This is a genomic window from Streptococcus mitis (assembly GCF_002096925.1).
GTDB lineage: Bacteria > Bacillota > Bacilli > Lactobacillales > Streptococcaceae > Streptococcus > Streptococcus mitis_AF.
In genome coordinates, this window is sequence record NZ_NCVN01000007.1 from 13109 (window position 1) to 37925 (window position 24817).

Annotated in this window: 26 protein-coding genes; 21 read left to right on the plus strand and 5 right to left on the minus strand. The window is 39.7% G+C overall.

Annotated elements, in window-relative coordinates; genetic code table 11:
• Window positions 1-17: 17 nt before the first annotated feature.
• The 13 genes from B7692_RS01865 (at window position 18) to B7692_RS01925 (ending at window position 12389) form a co-directional block, all read left to right on the plus strand.
• Window positions 18-272, plus strand: a complete 255-nt coding sequence (locus B7692_RS01865) for a DUF3165 family protein (protein WP_024056536.1) — start codon at window positions 18-20, stop codon at window positions 270-272.
• A gap of 368 nt (window positions 273-640) precedes the next feature.
• Complete coding sequence (locus tag B7692_RS01870; protein WP_084929745.1) at window positions 641-2677, plus strand: bacteriocin-associated integral membrane family protein; 2037 nt, start codon at window positions 641-643, stop codon at window positions 2675-2677.
• A gap of 1 nt (window position 2678) precedes the next feature.
• Window positions 2679-3320 (plus strand): ABC transporter ATP-binding protein, encoded by a 642-nt coding sequence (locus tag B7692_RS01875; RefSeq protein WP_000571283.1) that lies wholly within the window; start codon window positions 2679-2681, stop codon window positions 3318-3320.
• Between the two features lie 103 nt (window positions 3321-3423).
• Window positions 3424-4776, plus strand: a complete 1353-nt coding sequence (murD, locus tag B7692_RS01880) for a UDP-N-acetylmuramoyl-L-alanine--D-glutamate ligase (RefSeq protein WP_084929746.1) — start codon at window positions 3424-3426, stop codon at window positions 4774-4776.
• Window position 4777: 1 nt separating this feature from the next.
• Window positions 4778-5836: a UDP-N-acetylglucosamine--N-acetylmuramyl-(pentapeptide) pyrophosphoryl-undecaprenol N-acetylglucosamine transferase gene (locus B7692_RS01885; protein ID WP_084929747.1), complete on the plus strand. Its 1059-nt coding sequence runs from the start codon at window positions 4778-4780 to the stop codon at window positions 5834-5836.
• A 9-nt stretch (window positions 5837-5845) separates the two neighbouring features.
• A complete protein-coding gene (locus B7692_RS01890; protein ID WP_084929748.1) occupies window positions 5846-7099 on the plus strand; it encodes a cell division protein FtsQ/DivIB in 1254 nt (417 codons plus the stop codon).
• A 232-nt stretch (window positions 7100-7331) separates the two neighbouring features.
• A complete protein-coding gene (pyrF, locus tag B7692_RS01895; RefSeq protein WP_084929749.1) occupies window positions 7332-8033 on the plus strand; it encodes an orotidine-5'-phosphate decarboxylase in 702 nt (233 codons plus the stop codon).
• Between the two features lie 32 nt (window positions 8034-8065).
• On the plus strand, window positions 8066-8698 hold the full coding sequence (gene pyrE / locus B7692_RS01900) for an orotate phosphoribosyltransferase (RefSeq protein ID WP_042901257.1): 633 nt from the start codon (window positions 8066-8068) through the stop codon (window positions 8696-8698).
• Between the two features lie 322 nt (window positions 8699-9020).
• On the plus strand, window positions 9021-9425 hold the full coding sequence (locus B7692_RS01905) for a hypothetical protein (RefSeq protein WP_023943170.1): 405 nt from the start codon (window positions 9021-9023) through the stop codon (window positions 9423-9425).
• 95 nt (window positions 9426-9520) lie between these two features.
• Window positions 9521-10285, plus strand: coding sequence for a hypothetical protein (locus B7692_RS01910; RefSeq protein WP_084929750.1), 765 nt, complete (start codon window positions 9521-9523; stop codon window positions 10283-10285).
• On the plus strand, window positions 10285-11037 hold the full coding sequence (locus B7692_RS01915; RefSeq protein ID WP_033682780.1) for a hypothetical protein: 753 nt from the start codon (window positions 10285-10287) through the stop codon (window positions 11035-11037). Before B7692_RS01910 ends, B7692_RS01915 begins: the two co-directional genes overlap by 1 nt.
• Window positions 11038-11046: 9 nt before the next feature.
• Entirely contained in the window at window positions 11047-11745 is a 699-nt protein-coding gene (locus B7692_RS01920; protein ID WP_192855400.1) for a hypothetical protein, read from the plus strand.
• Window positions 11742-12389: an ATP-binding cassette domain-containing protein gene (locus B7692_RS01925; protein ID WP_084929751.1), complete on the plus strand. Its 648-nt coding sequence runs from the start codon at window positions 11742-11744 to the stop codon at window positions 12387-12389. Before B7692_RS01920 ends, B7692_RS01925 begins: the two co-directional genes overlap by 4 nt.
• A gap of 86 nt (window positions 12390-12475) precedes the next feature.
• Here the strand turns inward: B7692_RS01925 and B7692_RS01930 are convergent, their stop codons facing one another.
• From B7692_RS01930 to B7692_RS01945, 4 genes are read right to left on the minus strand one after another with little or no spacing between them, the layout of a single operon-like run.
• Entirely contained in the window at window positions 12476-13342 is an 867-nt protein-coding gene (locus tag B7692_RS01930; RefSeq protein ID WP_084929752.1) for a cysteine ABC transporter substrate-binding protein, read from the minus strand.
• 11 nt (window positions 13343-13353) lie between these two features.
• Complete coding sequence (locus B7692_RS01935; protein ID WP_084929753.1) at window positions 13354-14112, minus strand: amino acid ABC transporter ATP-binding protein; 759 nt, start codon at window positions 14110-14112, stop codon at window positions 13354-13356.
• Window positions 14113-14790 (minus strand): amino acid ABC transporter permease, encoded by a 678-nt coding sequence (locus tag B7692_RS01940; protein ID WP_045611976.1) that lies wholly within the window; start codon window positions 14788-14790, stop codon window positions 14113-14115.
• Complete coding sequence (locus tag B7692_RS01945) at window positions 14750-15430, minus strand: amino acid ABC transporter permease (RefSeq protein WP_084929754.1); 681 nt, start codon at window positions 15428-15430, stop codon at window positions 14750-14752. Before B7692_RS01945 ends, B7692_RS01940 begins: the two co-directional genes overlap by 41 nt.
• 215 nt (window positions 15431-15645) lie before the next feature.
• On the opposite strand from B7692_RS01945, the gene lctO reads away from it, so the two are divergent.
• The 6 genes from lctO (at window position 15646) to B7692_RS01975 (ending at window position 22486) form a co-directional block, all read left to right on the plus strand.
• The gene (lctO, locus tag B7692_RS01950) at window positions 15646-16782 is read left to right on the plus strand and encodes an L-lactate oxidase (RefSeq protein ID WP_000120714.1); all 1137 of its coding nucleotides are present in this window, start codon (window positions 15646-15648) and stop codon (window positions 16780-16782) included.
• A 169-nt stretch (window positions 16783-16951) separates the two neighbouring features.
• Entirely contained in the window at window positions 16952-17347 is a 396-nt protein-coding gene (locus tag B7692_RS01955; protein ID WP_001167188.1) for a CopY/TcrY family copper transport repressor, read from the plus strand.
• 10 nt (window positions 17348-17357) lie between these two features.
• Complete coding sequence (locus B7692_RS01960; protein WP_023943154.1) at window positions 17358-17729, plus strand: cupredoxin domain-containing protein; 372 nt, start codon at window positions 17358-17360, stop codon at window positions 17727-17729.
• Window positions 17730-17738: 9 nt separating this feature from the next.
• On the plus strand, window positions 17739-19982 hold the full coding sequence (locus B7692_RS01965; RefSeq protein ID WP_084929755.1) for a heavy metal translocating P-type ATPase: 2244 nt from the start codon (window positions 17739-17741) through the stop codon (window positions 19980-19982).
• Between the two features lie 322 nt (window positions 19983-20304).
• On the plus strand, window positions 20305-22080 hold the full coding sequence (spxB, locus tag B7692_RS01970; RefSeq protein ID WP_000191811.1) for a pyruvate oxidase: 1776 nt from the start codon (window positions 20305-20307) through the stop codon (window positions 22078-22080).
• Window positions 22081-22138: 58 nt separating this feature from the next.
• Entirely contained in the window at window positions 22139-22486 is a 348-nt protein-coding gene (locus B7692_RS01975) for a VOC family protein (RefSeq protein WP_084929756.1), read from the plus strand.
• Window positions 22487-22654: 168 nt separating this feature from the next.
• On the opposite strand, the gene B7692_RS01980 is transcribed toward B7692_RS01975, so the two are convergent.
• A complete protein-coding gene (locus B7692_RS01980) occupies window positions 22655-22999 on the minus strand; it encodes a lipopolysaccharide assembly protein LapA domain-containing protein (RefSeq protein ID WP_000913393.1) in 345 nt (114 codons plus the stop codon).
• 326 nt (window positions 23000-23325) lie between these two features.
• On the opposite strand from B7692_RS01980, the gene B7692_RS01985 reads away from it, so the two are divergent.
• Together B7692_RS01985 and manA are read left to right on the plus strand one after the other, a co-directional pair.
• On the plus strand, window positions 23326-23586 hold the full coding sequence (locus B7692_RS01985; protein ID WP_001291473.1) for a SemiSWEET family transporter: 261 nt from the start codon (window positions 23326-23328) through the stop codon (window positions 23584-23586).
• Between the two features lie 256 nt (window positions 23587-23842).
• Window positions 23843-24787: a mannose-6-phosphate isomerase, class I gene (manA, locus tag B7692_RS01990; protein WP_001294306.1), complete on the plus strand. Its 945-nt coding sequence runs from the start codon at window positions 23843-23845 to the stop codon at window positions 24785-24787.
• Window positions 24788-24817 lie beyond the last annotated feature (30 nt).

Consider the following 24817-nt stretch of genomic DNA (forward strand, 5'->3'; position numbering starts at 1 on the left):
GCTAGAAAGAGATAAAGATGGTTTATTTAATCATAGGACTCCTCTTATTACTACTCTATGTATTTGCGACACCAGAAAGCATTAAAGGGACAGTCAATATCGTCCTTGTCGTCTTTGCTTTCGTAGCACTTTTGATTTTGCTCATGTTGTCAGTTCTGCAAATCTTTCAGCTACCGACAGAATTCTTTATTGCAATCGCCATGCTCTTCCTAGCATACTTTAGCTTGCGAGATATTACCCTCATGTCGGTCAATAAAAGTAAAAGAAGATAAAAAGAGAGTTTCGGCTCTCTTTTTTGCTAGGAATTTTACAGTAGTTCGAATTGCTTTTTAGTTAATATCATCTCTTTTGCTTGGATAGTATGAATGGTAAAAACTGATATTAAATTCTTTTCCGACATCTATTTCTAAGGAAACTGTAAAATTCTATTACTAATGATATCTTGGTAAAATATGTTGATAGATTATATAGAAAGTGATATACTTAAGTTATAAGAAATCGCTTTCAAAATAAGGAAGGATTAAATTTGTTGTCTTGGTTCTCAGGGTGTAATGGATTAAACTAGGAAAATAATTCTAAGAATTTATAAAACATAAAATCTTTGTTCTATAGGGTTATTCTCTTATACAAGGAGTCTACTATGAAGAAACTATTCATATTATTATCAACTTTTTTTCTCAGCTTCTTCCTTGCTTGGATTATTGTCTTACGTGCGCCACAATATTTATTTGCAAGCTATGATTCCGTTTCCTTACTTCGTGTCAAAAAAGATACTCAGGAACCGACGCGTGAGGTATTTGAACAGGAATTGGAGAATTTTGCAAACTCAGAACAGAGTTTAATAGCTAGAAGAATCGTAGAGCCGAGTAAGGATGGGACGACTCACTTTACTTATGCAACTTATGGTCAGGGAACTTTACCAAAAGAATTCCAAGAAGCTAGCCAAGAAAGTCGTAAACGTAGTGATCCGCTAAATAGTTATCTCCTTTTGTCAGGCTCCTTGACGAAAGAAAAGCTAGCCGATAAATTAGGAGATCTGGGTTATAAAGCAATTCCTGACCGAAAGACACCGCCCTATTCTCTTGCTTTTAGAATGTTACTAATTCCCCTTATTTTAATTAGTTTAGCAATATTTGGCTTATCTTTCTTTGCTTTAGTGATTATCACTCGGATTAAGGAAATGAGAGCTGCAGGTATAAAACTCTTTTCTGGTCAGACTCTCTTATCCATCATGGGGCATTCTTTATCTACTGATATCAAATGGCTCCTTCTATCAGCCCTCCTTTCCTTCCTAGGTGGGGGAGTCGTTCTTTTTAGTCAAGGTTTGTTTTATCCTGTCTTGTTAGCCACCTATGGTTTTGGGATTAGTTTCTATCTGTTGTTTTTATTGGGTATTTCAATTTTACTAATGCTCCTTTATCTAATGAGTTTGAGTTACAAAGCATTAGTTCCCGTTATTAAGGGGAGATTACCCCTTAAACGCTTGATGGCTTTAACCCTATTGTGTCAGTTAGTTGCTGTCTTTACAGTAGGCTACGCTGTTAAGACAGGTTTGACGTCTTACCAACGATTGAAAGAACTTGAAATTTCAAAACAAGCATGGCAGGATAGAGCAGATTATTATCAAATTTCTTTTGGTTTAGGTGATAGAGGAAAAGATACAGAAAATCAGAATAAGTGGTATGCCTTTGCCAAGGAAGCAATCGAAGAAGAACAGGCTCTATTTGTAAAAGATAATCTCATTCATTTTGCAAATCCACAAGGAAAAAATGAACAAGGAAAAAATGAACAAGGAGAGACACTGGATACCTATAGTCCAGATGCTAATACGCTCTATGTTAGTCCCAGTTATTTGGACAAGGAAAATGTTACTGTAAATGATGATACTAGACAGAAACTAGCCCATCTTCAAAAAGGTGAATTTGGACTCTTATTACCAGAATCTCTTCGTTCACAGGAAGCAGAACTTAAGAAAGCTTTTGAAGAAAGATTGAGTTATTATGGAAAATCTGGTGAGGAGGCAAGTGCTCCTTTAGAGTATGAAATGAGAGCGATTGTTAGTTATCTTCCAACTGGAGAAAAGCGGTTTGTTTATAATAACGGTGAGAATCCCGTATCCACTCAGTATTTGACTGATCCGATTTTAGTTGTATTTACTCCAACATCTATAGGTGATAGTATCATTTCCAAATCTAGTTGGTCTATCAATGCTGGTAAGAATATCTTTGTCAAAGGATATGAAGATGGGATTAAACTCTTGAAAAATGCAGGAATTTATGAGCAAGTATCCTATCTTAAAGAAGGAAGAAGTGTTTATCTAACTCGTTATAATGAAGTTCAAACTGAAACAGCAACTTTAATCCTAGGAGCTATTGTTGGAATAGCTAGTTCCTTGTTACTCTTTTATTCTGTCAATCTTCTATATTTCGAGCAATTCCGTCGAGATATCTTGATTAAACGAATTTCAGGTTTACGATTTTTTGAAACACATGCTCAGTATATGGTTAGTCAATTTGCCAGTTTTGTATTTGGTGCTAGTCTCTTTATTTTAAGCAGTCGAGACTTGGTGATTGGCTTGCTCACTTTATTAGTCTTTCTAGCTAGTGCAGTTTTGACGCTTTACCGTCAAGCTCATAAAGAATCTCGTGTTTCTATGACAATTATGAAAGGAAAATAGGATGATTGAACTAAAGAATATATCTAAAAAATTTGGAAGCCGTCAGCTATTTTCAGATACGAATCTTCATTTTGAAGGTGGGAAAATTTATGCCTTAATTGGGACAAGTGGCTGTGGTAAGACAACACTCTTGAATATGATTGGGCGATTAGAGCCATATGATAAAGGGCAAATCATCTATGATGGCACCTCTCTTAAAGACATTAAACCCTCTGTTTTCTTTAGAGATTACTTGGGATATTTATTTCAAGATTTTGGCTTAATTGAAAGCCAAACCGTCAAAGAGAACCTCAATCTGGGTTTAGTTGGTAAAAAGTTGAAAGAAAAAGAGAAAATCTCTTTGATGAAACAAGCTCTAAATCGTGTAAACCTCTCTTATTTGGATTTGAAGCAACCTATATTTGAATTATCAGGAGGAGAAGCACAACGTGTTGCACTAGCGAAGATAATTTTAAAGGATCCACCTTTGATTCTTGCAGATGAACCAACCGCTTCGCTAGACCCCAAAAACTCTGAGGAATTACTCTCTATCCTAGAATCTTTAAAAAATCCGAATCGAACCATTATTATTGCGACCCACAATCCTCTGATTTGGGAGCAAGTGGACCAAGTTATTCGAGTTACTGATTTATCACATAGATGATATGGCAAGGTTCAGTTAGAAGAAAGAGTCACAAACACACTTTGTGGCTTTTTTATTTCCATAAAAATGGTAAAATAGTAAGAGTAGAAATGGAGTTCGAGACATGAAAGTAATAGATCAATTTAAAAATAAGAAAGTCCTTGTTTTAGGTTTGGCCAAGTCTGGTGAATCTGCAGCTCGTTTGTTGGATAAGCTGGGTGCCATTGTGACAGTAAATGACGGGAAACCATTCGAGGACAATCCAGCTGCCCAAAGTTTGTTGGAAGAAGGGATCAAGGTCATCACAGGCGGTCATCCTTTGGAACTCTTGGATGAAGAGTTTGCCCTTATGGTGAAAAATCCAGGCATCCCTTACAGCAATCCCATGATTGAAAAGGCTTTGGCAAAGGGAATTCCAGTCTTGACTGAGGTGGAATTGGCTTACTTGATTTCAGAAGCGCCAATTATCGGTATCACAGGTTCGAACGGTAAAACAACCACAACGACCATGATTGGGGAAGTTTTGACTGCTGCTGGTCAACATGGTCTTTTATCAGGGAATATCGGCTATCCAGCTAGTCAAGTGGCTCAAACTGCGTCAGACAAGGACACTCTTGTTATGGAACTTTCTTCTTTCCAACTCATGGGCGTTCAAGAATTTCATCCTGAGATTGCAGTTATTACCAACCTCATGCCAACTCATATCGATTATCATGGTTCTTTTGAGGAATATGTAGCAGCCAAGTGGAATATCCAGAACAAGATGACAGTGGATGATTTCCTTGTCTTGAACTTTAACCAAGACTTGGCAAAAGAATTGGCAAGAAAAACACAAGCTACAGTTGTACCATTTTCAACACTTGAAAAGGTTGATGGAGCTTATCTGGAAGATGGTCAACTCTACTTCCGTGGGGAAGTTGTCATGGCAGCGAATGAAATCGGAGTTCCAGGTAGCCACAATGTGGAAAATGCCCTTGCGACGATTGCTGTAGCCAAGCTTCGTGGTGTTGATAACCAAACCATCAAAGAAACTCTTTCAGCCTTTGGTGGTGTCAAACACCGTCTCCAATTTGTGGATGAAATCAAGGGTGTCAAATTCTATAATGATAGCAAGTCAACCAATATCTTGGCTACTCAAAAAGCCTTGTCAGGATTTGACAACAGCAAGGTCATTTTGATTGCAGGTGGTTTGGACCGTGGTAATGAGTTTGACGAACTGGTGCCAGACATTACTGGACTTAAAAAGATGGTCGTCCTGGGTCAGTCTGCCGAACGTGTCAAACGGGCAGCAGACAAGGCTGGTGTGGCATATGTGGATGCGACTGGTATTGCAGATGCGACCCGCAAAGCCTATGAACTTGCGACTCCAGGAGATGTAGTCCTTCTCAGTCCTGCAAATGCCAGCTGGGATATGTATGCTAACTTTGAAGTACGTGGCGACCTCTTTATCGACACAGTAGCGGAGTTAAAGGAATAATATGAAAAAAATTGTCTTTACAGGTGGGGGGACGGTTGGACACGTGACCCTCAACCTTTTGTTAATGCCCAAGTTCATCGAAGATGGCTGGGAAGTCCACTATATCGGGGACAAGCGTGGTATCGAACACCAAGAAATCCTCAAGTCGGGTCTAGATGTCACCTTCCATTCCATTGCGACTGGAAAATTGCGTCGTTATTTCTCTTGGCAAAATATGCTGGACGTCTTTAAAGTTGGCTGGGGAATTGTCCAATCTCTCTTTATCATGTTGCGACTTCGTCCACAGGCCCTTTTTTCAAAGGGAGGCTTTGTCTCAGTACCGCCTGTTATCGCTGCGCGTGTGTCAGGAGTGCCAGTCTTTATTCACGAATCTGACCTATCTATGGGCTTGGCCAATAAAATCGCCTATAAATTTGCAACGAAGATGTATTCAACCTTTGAGCAAGCTTCAAGTTTGTCTAAGGTCGAGCATGTGGGAGCGGTGACCAAGGTTTCAGATCAAAAAAATCCAGAACCAGATGAATTGGTAGATATTCAAACCCACTTTAATCCTAAATTGCCAACTGTATTGTTTGTCGGTGGTTCTGCAGGCGCTCGTGTCTTTAACCAATTGGTGACAGACCATAAGAAAGAGCTGACAGAACGCTACAATATTATCAATCTAACTGGAGATTCTAGCCTGAACGAGTTGAGTCAAAATCTCTTTCGTGTTGACTATGTGACCAATCTCTATCAACCCTTGATGGAATTGGCTGATATTGCTGTGACACGTGGTGGTGCCAATACGATTTTTGAGCTCTTGGCCATGGCAAAACTACATGTTATTGTGCCACTTGGTCGTGAAGCAAGTCGTGGTGACCAGATTGAAAATGCAGCTTACTTTGTAAAAAAAGGCTATGCAGAAGAGCTTCAAGAAAGCGATTTGACCTTGGACAGTTTAGAAGAGAAGCTTTCTCACTTACTAAGTCACAAGGAAGACTATCAAGCGAAGATGAAGGCTTCCAAGGAATTGAAATCTCTAGCAGATTTTTATGAATTATTGAAAAAAGATTTATCATAAGGAAAGTAAATGTCAAAAGATAAGAAAAATGAGGGCAAAGAAATCCTCGAAGAATTTAAAGAGTTATCAGAATGGCAGAAACGAAACCAAGAATATCTAAAAAAGAAGGCTGAAGAAGAGGCAGCCCTAGCTGAGGAGAAGGAAAAAGAAAGACAAGCTCGAATGGCTTCGAAATCTGAAAAGTCAGATGAAACTGAGGAGCAAGAGAGTGAATCTGAACCAAAAGACCCAGAATCAGCTAAAGAAGAGTCTGAAGAAAAAGTAGAAAAATCAGAAGACGTCAAAAAAGAAGTAGCCAAAGAAGAACCAAAATCCAAAGAACCAAAGAAACAGAATAAACAGGCTAAAAAAGTAGAGAAAAAGCCTGTAAAGGAAAAACCGGCTAAACCGAAAATTCCAGGAGTTCATATCTGGCGGGCTATCTCGATTTTGTTTCTCAGTTTGCTTTTATTAGTTGCCTCTGCCTACTTGCTCAGTCCTTATGCGACCATGAAGGATATTCGTGTTGAGGGAACGGTGCAAACTACAGCTGATGATATTCGACAGGCTTCAGGCATTCAGGATTCGGATTATACGATTAACCTTCTGCTAGATAAGACAAAATATGAAGAGCAGATTAAGTCTAATTATTGGGTTGAATCAGCTCAACTTGTTTATCAATTTCCAACCAAGTTTACTATCAAGGTTAAGGAATACGATATTGTGGCCTACTATGTTTCTGGAGAAAGCCATTATCCAATTCTTTCAAGCGGTCAGCTTGAGACCAGTGCGGTGAGTTTGGTGAGTCTGCCAGAAACTTATATCTCAGTTCTCTTTAATGACAGCGAACAAATCAAAGCCTTTACGTCAGAACTTGCTCAAATTAGTCCAGAACTCAAGGCGGCTATCCAGAAGGTGGAACTAGCCCCAAGCAAGGTCACATCAGATTTAATTCGATTGACCATGAATGATTCGGACGAGGTCTTGGTTCCTCTATCTGAAATGAGTAAGAAACTGCCATATTACAGTAAGATTAAGCCACAATTGTCAGAACCGAGTGTGATTGACATGGAAGCTGGAATTTACAGCTACACTGTGGCGGATAAATTAATCATGGAGGCTGAGGAAAAAGCCAAACAAGAGGCCAAGGAAGCTGAGAAGAAACAGAAAGAGGAAGAGAAGAAAAGGCTGGAAGAACAGCAGAATAAACTGGAAGAAGAGAAGAAAAAATTGGAGGAAGAGAGCAATCGAAACCAAACAAGTCAGCGTTCATCGCGTCGCTAGGTTTACCTTTTCTCCTAGAGCTCTTTAGTTGCCATGTTTTTACTTGACAAGTGTTAGTAGAAATAATAGAATAGTAAAAAACCTTTAAAGCAGTCCAGAGAGGCAGCTAAGGTTAGACGGTGAAAGGGTGGAGACTACCCATTTTTCGTGGAACCTTGCTGTTGGCAGGTTCCTTTTTTCGTGGCTTCTTGTGGCCAGACTCTCTCACTAGCAAAGGTAAAAGGAGAAACCTATGCGAGAACATCGTCCAGTCATTGCTCTTGATTTTCCTAGTTTTGAGGCAGTCAAGGAATTCTTAGCTCTTTTTCCAGCAGAAGAAAGCCTTTATCTCAAGGTAGGGATGGAGCTCTATTACGCAACAGGGCCTGAGATTGTGTCCTACTTAAAAGATCAGGGTCATAGTGTCTTTTTGGATCTCAAGCTGCATGATATTCCTAATACAGTTAAATCAGCCATGAAGGTCTTGTCTCAGCTTGGTGTGGATATGGCCAATGTTCATGCGGCTGGTGGTGTAGAGATGATGAAGGCTGCGCGTGAAGGTCTTGGAAACCAAGCGAAGTTGATTGCTGTAACACAGCTGACCTCAACATCAGAAGCTCAGATGCAGGAGTTTCAAAATATCCAAACCAGCCTGCAAGAGTCCGTGATTCACTATGCCAAGAAGACAGCTGAAGCAGGCTTGGATGGTGTCGTTTGCTCAGCTCAGGAAGTTCAACTCATCAAGCAGGCCACCAATCCAGATTTTATCTGTCTGACACCAGGGATTCGCCCTCAGGGAGCTGCAGTTGGAGACCAAAAACGTGTGATGACACCTGCTGATGCCTATCAAATCGGTAGTGACTATATCGTAGTGGGACGTCCCATTACCCAAGCTGAAGATCCTGTTGCAGCTTATCATGCCATCAAGGATGAATGGACACAGGACTGGAATTAAAAAATAGATTATAAAAATAAAAGGAGAAGATCATGACACTTGCTAAAGATATCGCTAGCCACCTCTTGAAAATTCAAGCAGTTTACCTCAAACCAGAGGAGCCTTTCACTTGGGCATCTGGTATCAAGTCACCCATTTACACGGATAACCGTGTGACCCTTGCCTATCCAGAGACTCGTACCCTCATTGAAAATGGTTTTGTGGATGCTATCAAAGAAGCCTTTCCTGAGGTAGAAGTGATTGCAGGAACTGCGACAGCAGGTATTCCACACGGAGCTATTATTGCTGATAAGATGAATCTACCTTTTGCCTATATCCGTAGCAAACCAAAAGACCACGGAGCTGGTAATCAAATCGAAGGTCGCGTAGCTCAAGGTCAAAAAATGGTAGTGGTTGAAGACCTCATTTCAACTGGTGGTTCTGTGCTCGAAGCAGTAGCAGCAGCTAAGCGAGAAGGAGCTGACGTTCTTGGTGTTGTAGCGATTTTCAGCTACCAATTGCCAAAAGCAGATAAGAACTTCTCAGATGCAGGTGTCAAACTTGTGACGCTTTCTAACTACAGTGAATTGATTCATCTAGCCCAAGAAGAAGGTTACATCACGCCAGAAGGCCTCGATCTTCTAAAACGCTTTAAAGAAGACCAAGAAAATTGGCAAGAAGGTTAGGTCAGTAAGATAAATAGAGACGAGTCTGGGACAAAAATCTAACTTAAACATAAAAAACGAACAAAAATGAGTTATCTAACAATTGGAATTCTGTTTTGTTCGTTTTTTTGTATAATCTATCGATTTTTAAAATTTATAATAAAGAATTTCTAAAATTAAAATCTTTTTGTCCCGGACTCTTTTAACCATTTTATTTAAAATATGACAATATTTTAAATAAAATAATTGACAGCGCTTTCTTTTGCTGATATAATGAAAATATAATATGTATCAAATTGATCAATCAACTATCTTGTTTATCACTTTTTAGGAGGACGATGTCATGAAAAGAAGAAAAATATATTCCCTTTTTTGCGTAGTTACAATTGCAGCTAGTTTGTTTCTCCCTACAGTCTTAGCTAGACAGGTTGGAGATTATGATTTAACGTTGCCGCGTTTTCATTCGGATACAACTAGTGCGCTTGAGAAAGAAAACGCCTCTGCTGGAATTAATAATAATTACAGCACTGGTGGCGGTAAAACGTTAAATACCTCTATTCGTAGCGCCTATAGTGGGGCAGATATCACTACAGTATATCAATTGAGTTCTGGCTCTAGGATTGTCATGTACTATAATGGAGGTGGTGATAATTATATTGGTTCTGATACTAGATTAGCTATGGCGCCACAGTTTGGAAATCATGTAAGAATTCATACTTCAGGTTCTTGGAGTCCAGATTCTTATTAACTTACTTGTCAGAGTAAGCCTTAAAGATGGTTGATTGTGGGTGTAGCATGAAAAAAGAATGCTACACCCTATTCTTATTATAAGGAGGAGTTGGGATGGAATTTTTTATTTGTAATCTTGTACGAGTCGTTAAATCACCTCGGTTTTATATGTCTTTATTTTTGACCCTTCTTTGCATGAGTTTAGGAATTTTCCTTGCTTTCAATGGTATTTATAAAATTGAAGGTTTATCGATTTTTTTTGCCGCTTCTTCTATTAGAGGATTTTCACCGATTAGCCTAGTAGCTGCACTTATCTGTACACTGCCCTATTCTAGTCAGATAATAGAGGATGCTGAGAGTCATTTTCTAACAGCACAATTGTGTCGAATTTCTAAAAAGAAGTATCTGGCTATTGTGGGTAGTACTGTAATTATTTCTTCTTTTCTAGTCTTTTTTCTCCCCTATTTATTATTATTAGGAATTAATCTTTTAGTGACTCCTTATCAGGAAATTTATATTGGAGACTATAGTGGTGCCTTAAAAGAATTATTTGATTCTAATCAGTTTCTCTATAGTCTTGTAACGACTCTCTGGTATGGAGTTTGGGGCGCTGTGTTCTCTATTTTTGGACTAGCTAGTGCTTTGCTAGTGAAGAAAAAATTAGGAGCTATTTTCATCCCAGTTGCCTATATGATGGTTGGGGGTATTTTTTGGGGTATTTTAGAGCTATCTTACTTAGAACCTGTGACAACATTAGCTTTGGGATATCAGAAAGATATCAGTCTTTCCTTAGTTAGTGGGCATCTTGCTTTTATTTTATTTGTTAGTTGTTTGGTTGTTTATGGTACATTTTTTCTACATTCAGAGGACTACGTATAATGAAACAATTTGTTCAATTTTACAAAAAAGATTTTTTATCAGTATTGGTTTATTTTATATTACTGCTATCCTGTATTTTATCTAGTACAGTATATTTACTGCGATGTCGCCAATATTCAATCCATCCAAATGTATTAGAATGGCTCTTAGTCTTACTTCAAGATATTACGACTGGAGTATATTGCTTTCCGTTCACATATATATTATTCTTTTTTCATTTGATGAATAACTATTTTAATAGGTTGGAGTGCCGCATTCGTCTGAAATCAATTAAGCACTTTACCAGTTTTAGTTTCAAATTAGCAGCTCTTAGTACGGGGATTTGGACGGCGACTTTATTTTTATTGATTTTTCTAATTGCATTTAGTAATGGTTTTAGCTTTTCTTTGGAGATAAAGGAGGTTGATTTTTTAAGAGAATTTTATGGTATAAGTATTGCAAACAATGCTAGTTTCTTTATAGGATTTTTTTTCTCTTATATAGCATACTATTTCTTTTTATCCTTACTTACTATTAGCAGTTTTTCTTGGTTTAAAAAATCAAACATGAGCTTAGTATTTCTGTTTACTTTTTTATTTGTAGAATCCTTATTCTGGATTTATCAGTTGAACAATGGGATAATTGGATTATTGCCAATTTTTCAGTATATGGTAAATTCCAATCCGTATGCATTGATTTATTGGCTTACATTACTATCTATCATAATTCCATTGACTGTATTTTCTGTTCATAGAAACTGGAGGAGAGTGTAAAAGTTGGAAATGGGAAAGTTAAGTAGTCACATGTGGAGGTTGAATCAGATAATCTATACCAAGTACTTTTGGGGTTATGTTCTTTTTTGGATATTGATTTGTTTAGGATTATGGTATTGGTTAGAAGGAAATGATAGACTTGTTATAGAAATTTTAAAAGGGCCTAATCTGAGTCAAAACTCTTTTTTAGTCTTATCTATATGGTTGCTTCATTGGTTTATTATTCATACATTTTTTCTAGCAGTTGTATATCGTAGAAGAGCATCCGATTTCTTTATGGAAGTGATTCGATTTTCTTCTATTAAGCTCTGGATTAGGTATCAGATTTGGACCTGTTTTCTTTATGGACTCGTTTTAATCATGGTAAAAGTTCTAGTGATTCAATTTATGTTACAGTTACCAAACTGGGATATAGGAGTTTTGTTTATAGTTGATTTTTTGAATGTTTGTGTGCTATCCTTGCTTTGCTTTACGTTATACATACTAGGAGCGAATGAGCAAATGAACTTTTCTTGTGTTAGCTTCTTTTTACTCATGATTGTGTTTGGCAGTTTATTTGTGGGGAATCGAACCAATTATCTATTTTATATTCTGAATAGAGGAAATGGAGATATAGGACGAGATCTATTTCTTCAGTTGCTATTTTTAGTCTTTCTTTTTAAAAGCATTTTCTATTTCACTCGTCAAAAGAGGAGGTTTATAGAATGAATGAAATAATTACATTAAAAAATATTCAGTTGGAATTAAAAAAAATATGTGTTTTTCAAAACCTTAATTTTAGTTGTAAACAGGGGGAAATTATAGGAATTACTGGTGCGAATGGCTCAGGGAAAAGTGTATTGTTTAAATTAATAGCTGGTTTATATAGTCCGTCTTATGGAGAAGTGTTAATCAATGGGGAAAATATTGTTCCTGAGAGAAAAATTCCAGCTAATTTGGGAGCTTTGATTGAAGAACCTGGTTTTATAAATTATTATAGTGGCTTTAAGAATTTACAATATTTGGCAAGCATACGAGGAGTAGTTGGTAATCAGGAAATCAATGATACACTGAAAATAGTTGGTCTATATGAGCAAAAAGACCAGAAAGTTAAAACTTATTCGCTAGGTATGAGGAAAAAGCTAGGGATTGCTCAAGCAATTATGGAGAATCCCTCTATTCTTTTACTAGATGAACCTATGAATGCCTTGGACAAATCAAGTGTAGAAAATATGAGAACATTGTTTAGAAAGCTCTCTAGTGAAAAAGGGACAACAATTTTGATTGCTAGTCATAGTGAAGAGGATATTCGTATCTTATGTGATAAAGTATATGCAATAGACGATAAAGTATGTACACTGTGTTCAGATTGAACATATTAGATAGACTCAGGATGTTATAGGTAAAATCTTAAAAAGGGATTGGAGCTTAAAATCCAGTCCCTTTTAAGAGTTAATGACTAGTCAACTTTTCCACCTTCAACAACCAGGTCATCTGCCTTAGCAGCGTCACCGTAGGTTGGATGAAGTGTTTTTTCATAGGCCTTGTGGAAGAAGTTTTCTTTGCCTAATTTTTCAATATCTTTATTGATGAAGTCTAGCAATTCTTGGTTGCCTTTTTGAACTGCTGCTGCGATGGTATCTGGATCACCGAGGGAAGTAATTCCAACTTCAAAGCCTTTATTTTCAAGCGCCCAAGCTAGGACTTCAGTATTGTCAGTTGAAAAGGCATCTCCACGTCCGTCAAGAAGGGCTTGGTAGGCATCGCTATATTGGTCGTATTTTTGGAGTTTTACTTCTGGGTGATTTTTCTCAAAATAAGTTTCAGCGGTCGTTCCTTTTGTAACAATCAAGGTTTTGCCTTCTAATTGTTTGACATCTGTAATGAGACCGGTCTTAGGCGATACGACTCCAAGAGAAACTTTCATATATGGAAGGGCAAAATCAACTTGTTTCTTGCGTTCGTCAGTCACTGTAAAGTTGGCAAGAGTAATATCTACCTTGTTTGAAATCAAGTATTCCGCACGGTTGGCAGCGTCGACTGAAACGTATTTAACCTTTACCCCAAGGTCTTGTGCCAGTTGGTTCCCAAGTTCAATATCGTAACCTTGGTAAGAACCGTCATTGTCAACGTAACCAAACGGTTTTTTATCTCCAAACACGGCGACTCGTAGCTCACCGCTTTTTTTGATTTCATCGATTGTGCGAGCCTTGGCAGTGGTTTTACCTGACGATGCACCACCATTTCCACCTGAGCTACAAGCTGTGACAAAGATAAGGGCAAAGGCAAGTGCCAAAACAGTTAAGAGTGGTTTGAATAGTTTCATAAGAATCTCCTTTATAGATATGAGCCAAATTGGCTAAAGTCAAAGACGTTTAAAAATTCCTGGGCTCGTTTGGTTTGCGGATTGGTAAAGAAGGCTTGAGCAGTTCCTTCTTCAGCGATTTTCCCTTGGTCTAGGAAGATAATGCGATCTGCAATGGCTTGGGCAAACTGCATTTCATGGGTTACTAGAATCATGGTACGGCCTTCTTGAGCCAAGTCATTGATAAGTTCCAGAACCTCACGTACCATTTCTGGATCCAGCGAAGCAGTCACTTCATCAAAGAGGATAATTTCTGGATGCATGAGCAGGGCACGGACAATTGCAACCCGTTGCTTCTGTCCACCAGATAATTGACGCGCAAAGCTATGTTGTTTGTCTAGTAAACCGACACGCTCCAGTAGTTGCAGAGCTTCTTCCATTACTTCCTTCTTGTCTCTCCCCTGAGCCTTGATAGGGCCTAGGATGAGGTTTTGTAGGACATCCAGATGGGGAAAGAGTTCATAGCTTTGAAAGACCATGCCAATCTTTTGGCGAACTAGGTGAAAATCTTTTTTATTTTCAACGATAGACTGACCATCCAGCAGGATATCTCCACCTTGAATACTTTCTAAGCCATTGAGGCAACGAAGGAGGGTACTTTTCCCACAACCAGATGGTCCTAGGATAACAACAACTTCCCCTTTTTTGATTTCTAGAGAAAGTCCTTGGAGGATGGGATTGTCTCCGAAGGATTTTTTTAGTTCCTTGATTTCTAAGATAGTTTCAGACATTTAGTTCCTCCAATGTTTTTCTAAGTGAGTGGATAGTTTGGAAATAGGAAAGCAGACTGCGAAATATAAGACTAGAATGGTTCCATAAATCCAAAAGGAAGCAGTTGGGATGGTCAGGCGATTGCTATCGATGATTTGTTGTCCAACCTTTGTAACCTCAACAACCCCTATCAAAACAACCAAGGAAGTGGTTTTAATCATCCGAGTAACCAGATTGATAGCCTGCGGTAGCAATCTTCTCAAGACCTGTGGGATGATGATGTGGTAGTAAAGCTGAACGTTTGTCAAACCTAGTGCCTGTCCACTTTCAAACTGATGCTTAGGGAGGGAAGTGATGGCTCCACGGACCAAGTCCCCCATTTCAGCTGTTCCCCAGAGGGTGAAAACGATAATAGCAGAAGTCTCACCTGAGATATTGATATTAAAGTTTCGAGCCAAGCCAAAGTAAACGATGAAGAGTAGCACCAGTTGGGGCATGATACGGATGAATTCCAGATACAATCGTGTTAAAAATCGTATGATTCTAGAATGGGAGGTCATGATGATTCCCATGACTGTCCCGAATATCATGGATAAGAGGACAGATAGGATGGATATCCCAATCGTAACGCTCAATCCCTGTAAGATTCTCAGGAGATTATTTCCCTGAAAGAGTACTTGGATTCCCGAATCCTGCATGGCGGAGCCTCCTTTCTATCCAGCTAAAGACCAGTGAGATGGGGAGCAACATGATAAGGTAAGCAACTACCAACATAGTTAGCGCAATGTCTGTCTCATAATAGAGTCCAATCAAGTCCTTGGCGACGTACATGAGGTCGGCCAAAGCTACTGCTGAGAAAACAGAGGTTTCCTTGATGAGGAAAATGACATTGGCACTAAAAGACGGTAGGGCCACCGCTGTTGCTTGCGGAAGAACTACATAGCGAAAGACCTGCACAGGTGTCAGACCGATTGCTAATCCAATCTCCTGCTGGGTTTGACTGACGGCTTCCAGCCCACTTCGGAAAGATTCTGCCATATAGGAGCCTCCTAAAAAGACCAGTCCTAAAGCGGCACAGACTTCTGAAGATAGGACAATCCCTATTTGGGGAAGTCCGAAGTAGAGAAAGAAGAGTTGAATCAAAAGGGGCGTATTACGTGACAATTCAATGTAGGCTGTCGCTATTTGCGCCAAAAAAGGGATGCGGTAATGCCGGATGATACTAACGATTAAACCGAGCAGAAAGGATCCCAGAATTCCCCAAACTGCAATATGCAAGGTTAGGAGAAAAGCCTTTTGATATAGTGGTAGATATTGTTCAACAATGGACCAATCCAAAAATAGAACCTCCCATCTAGAAATAATACAGTTATTGTAGCACTTAAAATCTCCTTTGGATAATATCTATTTTTTATTGCCGTGATAAGGATTTTTTATCATAGATATAAAATTTCTGAAATTTCCAAACAAAATATTTGAAAAGTTTTGAAAAAAGAGTTAAGATATTTTTGTAATAAACAAAGTAAACGCTTACTTATTAAGGAGGGCATTTTATGTCATACAAAACAAGCAATGCAGAGGGTCATGTAGATTTCATCAATACCTATGATTTGGAGCCAATGGCGCAACAAGTTATTCCTAAAGCAGCCTTTGGCTATATCGCTAGTGGGGCAGAAGATACTTTCACTTTGCGTGAGAATATTCGTGCCTTTAACCACAAACTCATCGTTCCTCATACACTTTGTGATGTTGAAAATCCAAGTACAGAGATTGAATTTGCAGGTGAAAAATTGTCTTCACCAATCATTATGGCACCTGTTGCAGCTCATAAATTGGCAAATGAACAGGGTGAAGTGGCGACTGCGCGTGGTGTGCATGAGTTTGGTTCTCTTTACACAACTAGCTCTTACTCTACTGTCGATCTTCCAGAAATTACGGAAGCCCTTCAAGGGACACCTCATTGGTTCCAATTTTACTTTAGTAAGGATGACGGTATCAACCGCCATATCATGGACCGTGTGAAGGCTGAAGGTTATAAAGCGATTGTCTTGACAGCAGATGCGACTGTAGGGGGCAATCGTGAGGTTGATAAGCGTAATGGATTTGTCTTCCCAGTTGGCATGCCGATTGTTGAAGAATATCTGCCAGAAGGTGCTGGAAAATCAATGGACTTTGTTTACAAATCAGCTAAACAACGCTTGTCTCCACGTGATGTAGAATTTATCGCTGAATACTCAGGACTTCCTGTTTATGTCAAGGGACCACAATGCCGTGAGGACGTTGAACGTTCGCTTGCTGCAGGTGCCTCTGGTATCTGGGTAACCAACCACGGTGGCCGTCAAATCGACGGTGGGCCAGCTGCCTTTGACTCACTTCAAGAAGTAGCAGAAGCAGTTGACAAACGCGTACCAATCGTCTTTGACTCAGGTATTCGTCGTGGTCAACACGTCTTTAAAGCTTTGGCTTCAGGAGCAGACTTGGTAGCTATTGGCCGCCCTGTTATCTATGGCTTGGCCCTTGGTGGTAGTGTCGGTGTACGCCAAGTCTTTGAACACTTGAATGCAGAATTGAAGACAGTTATGCAGTTATCTGGAACTCAGACCATTGAAGATGTCAAACACTTCAAACTCCGTCACAACCCATACAACCCAACCTTCCCAGTTGACCCACGCGACTTAAAATTGTATTGATAAAAAGATTGCCTCCACTGAATGTGGAGGTTTTTGTTTGTGTTTTAAACACTTTTGTCATGAAGATTTTAAAAAAAGAGAAAGATTCGAATTTCCCAGTTGACAAATGTAGATTTTTGAAGTATACTAATATTTGTAATTGACAAATGTAGATTTTGGAGGTATGATTATGCAGATTTCAGATGCAGAATGGCAGGTCATGAAGATTATTTGGATGCAAGGAGAGCAGACTAGTTCAGATTTGATTAGGGTTCTGGCGGAGCGGTTCGACTGGTCCAAGTCGACCATTCAAACTCTTTTGGCTCGTTTGGTTGAGAAAGAGTGTTTGACTCGGAAAAAAGAAGGCAAGTCTTTTGTTTATTCAGCACTTTTAACTTTGGACCAAAGTCGGGATTTACTTGTCCAAGATATCAAAGACAAGGTTTGTTCCCGTAGGATTAAGAACTTGTTGGCTGATTTGATTGCTGAATGTGATTTTACTCAGGCTGACTTGGAAGACTTGGAAGCTGTGATTTCTGAGAAGAAATCAAGCGCTGTAACAGAAGTAAAATGTAATTGTATGTAAAGGAGACGTCATGTTAAATAGTATTGTAACCATTGTTTGTATTACCCTTATCGCCTTTATCTTGTTTTGGTTTTTCAAAAAGCCTGAAAAATCTGGACAAAAAGCCCAGCAAAAAAACGGCTACCAAGAGATTCGAGTGGAGGTCATGGGTGGCTATACGCCTGAGTTGATTATCCTCAAGAAATCAGTGCCAGCCCGCATTGTCTTTGACCGCAAAGATCCTTCACCATGTTTGGATCAGATCGTATTTCCAGACTTTGGTGTACATGCGGATCTGCCAATGGGGGAAGAGTATGTAGTGGAAATCACGCCTGAGCAGGCTGGAGAGTATGGTTTCTCTTGTGGCATGAATATGATGCACGGTAAGATGATTGTAGAATAGGAGAATGATATGACTGAAATTGTAAAAGCAAGTCTTGAAAATGGTGTTCAAAAAATCCGTATCACGGCAGACAAAGGCTACCATCCAGCCCACATTCAACTGCAAAAAGGAGTTCCTGCTGAGATCACCTTTCACCGTTTGACACCTTCAAACTGTTATAAGGAAATTCTGTTTGAAGAAGAAGGCCTCTTGGAACCAATCGGCGTGGATGAAGAGAAGACAATTCGTTTTACCCCTCAAGAATTAGGTCAACATGAATTTTCTTGTGGTATGAAGATGCAAAAGGGAAGTTATACAGTTGTTGAGAAGACTCGAAAATCTCTATCACTTTTACAGCGTTTTTGGATTACTAGTATCTTTACTGTGCCTCTTGTAATCCTCATGATTGGGATGTCGACAGGAGGAATTAGTCACCAAGTCATGCGTTGGGGAACCTTTTTAGCCACAACACCGATTATGCTAGTAGCAGGTGGTCCTTATATCCAAAGTGCTTGGGCTAGTTTTAAAAAGCACAATGCCAACATGGATACCTTGGTTGCTCTGGGAACCCTAGTGGCCTATTTCTATAGCTTAGTTGCCCTCTTCGCTGGTCTCCCCGTTTACTTTGAAAGTGCTGCCTTTATCTTCTTCTTCGTTCTTATGGGAGCCGTTTTTGAGGAGAAAATGCGGAAAAATACTTCCCAAGCTGTGGAGAAATTACTTGACTTGCAGGCTAAAACTGCAGAAGTCTTGCGTGAGGATAACTATGTTCAAGTCCCTTTGGAGCAAGTCAAGGTAGGTGACCTGATTCGAGTGCGTCCCGGTGAAAAGATTGCGGTTGATGGTGTCGTAGTAGAAGGTATCTCTAGTATTGATGAGTCTATGGTGACAGGTGAGAGTCTGCCTGTGGACAAGACAGTTGGAGATACCGTCATTGGTTCAACCATCAATAATAGTGGAACACTTGTTTTTAGAGCAGAAAAAGTTGGTTCAGAGACTGTTTTGGCTCAGATTGTGGATTTTGTGAAGAAAGCTCAAACCAGTCGTGCGCCGATTCAGGACTTGACGGATAAGATTTCAGGAATTTTTGTCCCAGCAGTTGTCATTTTAGGGATTGTGACCTTTTGGGTTTGGTTCGTCTTGCTCAGGGATAGTGTGGTCGTGCTTGGAGCTAGCTTTGTGTCCTCTCTTCTCTACGGAGTGGCGGTTTTGATTATCGCCTGCCCTTGTGCATTGGGACTTGCAACACCGACAGCCCTTATGGTGGGGACAGGTCGCAGTGCCAAGATGGGAGTTCTCCTCAAAAATGGAACGGTTCTACAGGAAATCCAGAAAGTTCAAACTATCGTCTTTGATAAGACCGGAACTTTGACGGAAGGGAAACCTGTGGTCACAGATATCATTGGAGACGAAGTAGAAGTGCTTGGATTGGCAGCTTCCTTGGAAGAAGCTTCTCAACACCCACTGGCTGAAGCCGTTGTGAAACGAGCGAGTGAAGCTGGACTTGAGTTTCAAACTGTTGAAAATTTCCAAGCCTTGCACGGGAAAGGTGTCTCAGGGCAAATCAATGGAAAACAAGTTTTGCTTGGAAATGCTAAAATGCTGGATGGCATGGATATTTCTAGAACTTATCAAGAAAAACTAGAAGAACTAGAAAAAGAAGCTAAGACAGTTGTTTTCTTGGCTGTGGACAATGAAATCAAAGGCTTGCTTGCTCTGCAAGATATTCCTAAGGAAAATGCCAAGCTTGCCATCAGTCAGTTGAAAAAACGAGGTCTTAAAACAGTCATGCTGACAGGAGATAATGCTGGTGTGGCGCGTGCCATTGCCGATCAGATCGGAATCGAAGAGGTCATTGCAGGTGTCTTGCCAGAGGAAAAAGCTCATGAAATCCATAAACTACAAGCGGCTGGCAAAGTAGCCTTTGTTGGGGATGGTATCAATGATGCCCCTGCCCTCAGTGTAGCAGATGTGGGAATTGCTATGGGTGCTGGAACAGATATTGCCATCGAGTCAGCAGATTTGGTGTTGACAACTAATAACCTCCTAGGAGTGGTACGTGCCTTTGACATGAGTAAGAAAACCTTTCATCGTATTCTGCTCAATCTTTTCTGGGCCTTTATCTACAATGTCGCCGGAATTCCGATTGCAGCAGGAGTCTTTTCAGGTGTTGGACTGGCTCTCAACCCAGAACTGGCAGGTCTAGCCATGGCCTTTAGTTCTGTATCCGTTCTGACCAGTTCACTCTTACTAAACTTTAGTAAAATAGACTAAAAGCGGGCTTGCTCGCTTTTTATACTCTTCAAAAATCTCTTCCAACCACGTCAGCTTTGTCTGCAACCTCAAAGCTGTGCTTTGAGCAACCTGTGGCGAGCTTCCTAGTTTGCTCTGTGATTTTCATTGAGTATTATAAAACAGAAGCTAAAAACGTTTTCAAACTGTACTGTAATAGAGAATAAAAACTTCTGAGCAGATTCTTAGTAAAGTCAAAATAAATGTGATAAATTAGTATTGTAAAAATTTACTGAAACGTTTTCAAAAACTATATGAAACCTTTTTTAGTAGATTTAAAAATATTTGAAGGAGAGTTATCATTATGACTCAAGGGAAAATTACTGCATCTGCAGCAATGCTTAATGTATTGAAAACATGGGGCGTAGACACAATCTATGGTATCCCATCAGGAACACTCAGCTCATTGATGGACGCTTTGGCTGAAGACAAAGATATCCGTTTCTTGCAAGTTCGTCACGAAGAAACAGGTGCTCTTGCAGCGGTTATGCAAGCTAAATTCGGCGGCTCAATCGGGGTTGCAGTTGGTTCAGGTGGTCCAGGTGCGACTCACTTGATTAACGGTGTTTACGATGCAGCTATGGATAACACTCCATTCCTAGCAATCCTTGGATCACGTCCAGTTAACGAATTGAACATGGATGCTTTCCAAGAATTGAACCAAAACCCAATGTACAACGGTATCGCTGTATATAACAAACGTGTAGCTTACGCTGAGCAATTGCCAAAAGTTATTGACGAAGCTTGCCGTGCTGCAGTTTCTAAAAAAGGTCCAGCTGTTGTTGAAATCCCAGTAAACTTCGGTTTCCAAGAAATCGACGAAAACTCATACTATGGATCAGGTTCATACGAGCGTTCATTCATCGCTCCTGCTTTGAACGAAGTTGAAATCGATAAAGCTGTTGAAATCTTGAACAATGCTGAACGTCCAGTTATCTATGCTGGTTACGGTGGTGTGAAAGCTGGTGAAGTGATTACTGAATTGTCACGTAAAATCAAAGCACCAATCATCACAACTGGTAAAAACTTTGAAGCTTTCGAATGGAACTATGAAGGTTTGACAGGTTCTGCTTACCGTGTTGGTTGGAAACCAGCCAACGAAGTGGTCTTTGAAGCAGACACAGTTCTTTTCCTTGGTTCAAACTTCCCATTTGCTGAAGTTTATGAAGCATTCAAGAACACTGAAAAATTCATCCAAGTGGATATTGACCCTTACAAACTTGGTAAACGTCACGCCCTTGACGCTTCAATCCTTGGTGACGCAGGTCAAGCAGCGAAAGCAATCCTTGACAAAGTAAACCCAGTTGAATCTACTCCATGGTGGCGTGCAAACGTTAAGAATAACCAAAACTGGCGTGATTACATGAACAAACTCGAAGGTAAAACTGAGGGTGAATTGCAATTGTATCAAGTTTACAATGCAATCAACAAACATGCTGATCAAGACGCTATCTACTCAATCGACGTAGGTGACACTACTCAAACATCTACTCGTCACCTTCACATGACACCTAAGAACATGTGGCGTACATCTCCACTCTTTGCGACAATGGGTATTGCCCTTCCTGGTGGTATCGCTGCTAAGAAAGACAATCCAGATCGCCAAGTATGGAACATCATGGGTGACGGTGCATTCAACATGTGCTACCCAGACGTTATCACAAACGTTCAATACGACCTTCCAGTTATCAACGTTGTCTTCTCAAATGGTAAATATGCCTTCATCAAGGACAAATACGAAGACACAAACAAACACTTGTTTGGTTGTGACTTCCCTAATGCTGACTATGCGAAAATCGCTGAAGCTCAAGGAGCTGTTGGATTTACAGTTGACCGTATCGAAGACATCGATGCAGTTGTTGCAGAAGCTGTTAAATTGAGCAAAGAAGGTAAAACTGTTGTTATCGATGCTCGCATCACTGAACACCGTCCACTTCCAGTAGAAGTACTTGAATTGGATCCAAAACTTCACTCAGAAGAAGCAATCAAAGCCTTCAAGGAAAAATACGAAGCAGAAGAACTCGTACCATTCCGTCTCTTCTTGGAAGAAGAAGGGTTGCAATCACGCGCGATTAAATAATTTCTTCGTGGAACTTAAAAAGATCGGAGCAATCCGGTCTTTTTATGGAGGATAGTAAATGAATTTAAATCAATTAGATATTATCGTTTCAGATGTTCCCAAAGTCTGTGCTGACTTGGAGCGTATTTTGGATAAAAAGCCCGATTATGTTGATGACAGTTTTGCTCAGTTTACGATTGGCAGTCACTGCCTCATGTTGTCCCAAAATCATTTGGTTCCTATGGAAAACTTTCAGTCAGGCATCATTCTTCACATCGAGGTTGAGGATGTAGACCAGAACTACCAACGGTTGAAAGATCTTGGTATCACAGTTTTAAACGGCCCAGCTGTAACCGATTGGGGAACAGAATCCTTGCTTGTAAAAGGACCTGCTGGTTTAGTAATTGATTTTTATCGTATGAAATAAGTGGACGTTAACCTTAGCTATTTTTAAAACAGAAATTAAGAGTATGAATTATTAAAAGATCGGAGCAATCCGGTCTTTTTTGTATTTATGCGACTTTCAGTCCGTCTCGCTCCGTTAGGTGCGAGACAAAAAACCACCCGTTTTCACGGGTGGTTATGATTTCTACACTTATTGTTTGGCTTCCTGTTTTAATTGTTGCACCTGTTCCTCGTACTGGACAAGCTCCCTGTCTTTTATATTGATAGTCGCTTCTGCTTCAGCAATGCGGCTTCTCAGATCTTGAGTCTTGTTATGGTGATAGCTAATACCAATAGCACTACCAGCAATGATCCCGATTACTAGACAAGTAAAAATCACCAAAATCAAGGGAGCAGATAGTTGTGTAAAGACAAGACTGACAGTTACTGTTTGACGATTGAGTAGACCAAATGAGATCACAATGACTAATAAGCTCAAACCGCCAATTAGATAAGCCTTATCTTTCAGTGACAATTCATTAAATTTTTTTAGCATAAGTTCCTTTTCTCCTGACTATGTTGATAGAAAACTACACACCATTTAGGTATTAACAAAATTCATTTTACTAGAAAATTTCGATACTGTCAATAATTTCTAACGGCTTATTTACCATCAATCAATCGATTCATTGAAAAGGAGTATTCATTTTCTAATATTTGATTGAGTAAACAGAACGGAGCAATTCGGTCTTTTTTCTGTTCCCTCTTTCTTATAACAAGATTGTGATAGTTTATATCTTTATAACAAAAGTTTTAAAGACTTGATTGTTTTGAAAGAATATTTTAAAATAAGATTCAGTAAAAATGAAAGAGGTTTTGAAAATGTCTGAAAAACAAATGAAAATTTTAGGTTGGGTAGCGACCTTTATGTCTGTTATGATGTATGTGTCTTACTTCCCACAAATCATGAACAATCTGGCTGGTCAAAAAGGAAATTTCATCCAGCCCTTGGTTGCTGCCATCAACTGTAGTCTCTGGGTTTACTACGGTCTTTTCAAGAAAGAAAGAGATATTCCCCTTGCTGCTGCCAATGCTCCAGGTATTGTTTTTGGCCTTGTGACGGCTATTACAGCTTTGATTTAAAAAGAAGACTGGTTTCAGTCTTTTTTGTACATAAAAATAGATTCTCAAGTAAAGAAAGTCTAATGAGAGTTGAGGAGAATAGCCGTTGACAGCGAGCTTTCTGATTGCTGCTTTAGGGGTTCCTCCATCAAGTAAGAGATTGTTTCGTTACTATTTTTACAAAATCTTCTCCCTACTTTATAAAATAGAAAAAAGAGTTCAATTCGAACTCTTTTTTTGCTATAATGAGGGGAGAAAAATCAGACAGGAGATCGACATGTCAGAACCATTATTTTTACAATCAGTTATGCAAGAAAAAATCTGGGGTGGGACCAAGCTACGTGATGAGTTTGGTTACGACATTCCAAGTGAAAAAATCGGGGAATACTGGGCTATCTCAGCCCACCCAAATGGAGTTTCTAAGGTAGCCAATGGACGCTACGAGGGAACAGACCTTGCTACTTTGTATGCGGAACACCGTGAGTTGTTTGGCAACCGTCCAGAACCAGTATTTCCTCTCTTAACTAAAATTCTCGATGCCAACGACTGGCTTAGCGTCCAAGTTCACCCAGACGATGCCTATGGACTAGAACACGAAGGCGAACTTGGAAAAACAGAATGCTGGTATATCATCGCAGCGGATGAGGGATCAGAGATTATCTATGGTCACAATGCCAAGTCAAAAGAAGAACTCCGCCAGCAAATTGAGGACAAGAACTGGGATGCCTTACTGACAAAAGTGCCAGTTAAGGCTGGAGATTTCTTCTATGTGCCAAGTGGTACCATGCACGCTATCGGTGCAGGTATCTTGATTCTTGAAACCCAGCAGTCTAGTGACACTACCTACCGTGTCTATGACTTTGACCGCAAGGATGACAAGGGCAACTTGCGTGAACTTCATCTTGAAAAATCCATCGATGTTTTAAACATTGGAGAACCTGCCAATAGCCGACCTGTCACTGTCAAAGCAGATGATCTACGTTCCACTCTCCTTGTATCCAATGATTTCTTCGCAGTTTACAAATGGGAAATTACTGGAAAAGTTAACTTTGAAAAGACAGCTGACTACAGCTTGTTGAGTGTCTTGGCTGGTCAAGGTCAACTAACTGTTGACGGGAAAAACTATCCAATCCAAAAAGGGAGCCACTTTATCCTACCAAGTGATGTTGAAGCTTGGACCTTGGAAGGGCAAGGTTTGGAATTGATTGTTAGCCATCCATAAAAAGAAAGGGCCTGAGTTTACTACTCAAGT

Bases quoted from the DNA above. Each gene is read 5' to 3' on its own strand.
- B7692_RS01865 (WP_024056536.1), top strand. From the start codon at position 18: ATGGTTTATTTAATCATAGGACTCCTCTTATTACTACTCTATGTATTT.
- B7692_RS01870 (WP_084929745.1), top strand. From the start codon at position 641: ATGAAGAAACTATTCATATTATTATCAACTTTTTTTCTCAGCTTCTTC.
- B7692_RS01875 (WP_000571283.1), top strand. From the start codon at position 2,679: ATGATTGAACTAAAGAATATATCTAAAAAATTTGGAAGCCGTCAGCTA.
- murD (WP_084929746.1), top strand. From the start codon at position 3,424: ATGAAAGTAATAGATCAATTTAAAAATAAGAAAGTCCTTGTTTTAGGT.
- B7692_RS01885 (WP_084929747.1), top strand. From the start codon at position 4,778: ATGAAAAAAATTGTCTTTACAGGTGGGGGGACGGTTGGACACGTGACC.
- B7692_RS01890 (WP_084929748.1), top strand. From the start codon at position 5,846: ATGTCAAAAGATAAGAAAAATGAGGGCAAAGAAATCCTCGAAGAATTT.
- pyrF (WP_084929749.1), top strand. From the start codon at position 7,332: ATGCGAGAACATCGTCCAGTCATTGCTCTTGATTTTCCTAGTTTTGAG.
- pyrE (WP_042901257.1), top strand. From the start codon at position 8,066: ATGACACTTGCTAAAGATATCGCTAGCCACCTCTTGAAAATTCAAGCA.
- B7692_RS01905 (WP_023943170.1), top strand. From the start codon at position 9,021: ATGAAAAGAAGAAAAATATATTCCCTTTTTTGCGTAGTTACAATTGCA.
- B7692_RS01910 (WP_084929750.1), top strand. From the start codon at position 9,521: ATGGAATTTTTTATTTGTAATCTTGTACGAGTCGTTAAATCACCTCGG.
- B7692_RS01915 (WP_033682780.1), top strand. From the start codon at position 10,285: ATGAAACAATTTGTTCAATTTTACAAAAAAGATTTTTTATCAGTATTG.
- B7692_RS01920 (WP_192855400.1), top strand. From the start codon at position 11,047: ATGGGAAAGTTAAGTAGTCACATGTGGAGGTTGAATCAGATAATCTAT.
- B7692_RS01925 (WP_084929751.1), top strand. From the start codon at position 11,742: ATGAATGAAATAATTACATTAAAAAATATTCAGTTGGAATTAAAAAAA.
- B7692_RS01930 (WP_084929752.1), bottom strand. From the start codon at position 13,342: ATGAAACTATTCAAACCACTCTTAACTGTTTTGGCACTTGCCTTTGCC.
- B7692_RS01935 (WP_084929753.1), bottom strand. From the start codon at position 14,112: ATGTCTGAAACTATCTTAGAAATCAAGGAACTAAAAAAATCCTTCGGA.
- B7692_RS01940 (WP_045611976.1), bottom strand. From the start codon at position 14,790: ATGCAGGATTCGGGAATCCAAGTACTCTTTCAGGGAAATAATCTCCTG.
- lctO (WP_000120714.1), top strand. From the start codon at position 15,646: ATGTCATACAAAACAAGCAATGCAGAGGGTCATGTAGATTTCATCAAT.
- B7692_RS01955 (WP_001167188.1), top strand. From the start codon at position 16,952: ATGCAGATTTCAGATGCAGAATGGCAGGTCATGAAGATTATTTGGATG.
- B7692_RS01960 (WP_023943154.1), top strand. From the start codon at position 17,358: ATGTTAAATAGTATTGTAACCATTGTTTGTATTACCCTTATCGCCTTT.
- B7692_RS01965 (WP_084929755.1), top strand. From the start codon at position 17,739: ATGACTGAAATTGTAAAAGCAAGTCTTGAAAATGGTGTTCAAAAAATC.
- spxB (WP_000191811.1), top strand. From the start codon at position 20,305: ATGACTCAAGGGAAAATTACTGCATCTGCAGCAATGCTTAATGTATTG.
- B7692_RS01975 (WP_084929756.1), top strand. From the start codon at position 22,139: ATGAATTTAAATCAATTAGATATTATCGTTTCAGATGTTCCCAAAGTC.
- B7692_RS01980 (WP_000913393.1), bottom strand. From the start codon at position 22,999: ATGCTAAAAAAATTTAATGAATTGTCACTGAAAGATAAGGCTTATCTA.
- B7692_RS01985 (WP_001291473.1), top strand. From the start codon at position 23,326: ATGTCTGAAAAACAAATGAAAATTTTAGGTTGGGTAGCGACCTTTATG.
- manA (WP_001294306.1), top strand. From the start codon at position 23,843: ATGTCAGAACCATTATTTTTACAATCAGTTATGCAAGAAAAAATCTGG.